The following is an 831-nucleotide window of genomic DNA, read 5'->3' as shown; positions in this document are numbered from 1 at the left end:
GTTCAACTGTAGCGAATAATAGTGATTAGATAACAGGCCATTAAAAAAGAACATGAAAATGTTCTTTTTGGAGAAATTCTACAGCCTCAACGCCCAGCTCAGCGGGCAATTTGAGCGCAGCGAAAATTGTTCCGATGCAGCTGATTGTTAGGGCTCATAATTTTCAAGGCTGTTTGCCAATGTTAATGCAATATCTATATATGCCTCTATAGGCATGTTTTTAAGTTCAAAATCTTCCATATGTGCAGCTTGATTGCGCAATTTCCTTAGCTCATTAAATTGATGAATTTCATTTCTATTAATTACTTTTCCTTGCAGAATTTTTTGAACCTGCATTGGATTAAATATTTGCTTAGATTCCAACTCTGGATAAGCTTTAGTGGCGGCTTTAGCTGATGCGGTTTCTAAAACTCGATATGACTCTAGTACGGCAGATCTAGGTGAAATATCAGATAACCTCATTAAAAAATTGAACTGCTCATTAATTTCAGGCCTTTTAACGGCTACAGTTTTTCCTTTCTTAGTTGCATCTGATTCGACTGCCAATTCATTCAATTTTTCAGAGAATTCAAGCTCGGTGTCTTTATGCTTCAACTTTCTTAATCTGGGCAACAACTCTGATAATCTATCTTTTAGTTGGTAAATAAGAAATACAACAACTAGCGGCCAGGCTAAGGAGCCAATAATTTGTGCTATGAATGTTTTCCAGTCCATTATATTTCCTTTATAAAGCCTTAACGCCGCAATAAAAGGCGAGCGGTAGCGAGTCCAGCCCACGTCTTTTGTGGGCGGATTTTAATTGCTTTGTTATACCGATTTTTTAGCAATTAT

1 protein-coding gene is annotated in these 831 nt (G+C 36.9%); it reads right to left on the bottom strand.

Features of this window, described 5'->3' with window-relative positions:
- Positions 1–147: 147 nt before the first annotated feature.
- On the bottom strand, positions 148–714 hold the full coding sequence (locus DFP80_RS19765; RefSeq protein ID WP_113918509.1) for a hypothetical protein: 567 nt from the start codon (positions 712–714) through the stop codon (positions 148–150).
- Between the last annotated feature and the right edge of the window lie 117 nt (positions 715–831).

The organism is Marinomonas rhizomae (genome assembly GCF_003315485.1).
GTDB classification, from domain to species: domain Bacteria; phylum Pseudomonadota; class Gammaproteobacteria; order Pseudomonadales; family Marinomonadaceae; genus Marinomonas; species Marinomonas rhizomae.
The sequence above is the reverse complement of the archived record's forward strand: the minus strand, read 5'-3'. Positions and strand labels throughout refer to the sequence as shown.

What these genes read in the sequence shown, in the direction of transcription:
- DFP80_RS19765 (WP_113918509.1), bottom strand. Translation starts at nt 714, where the DNA reads ATGGACTGGAAAACATTCATAGCACAAATTATTGGCTCCTTAGCCTGG.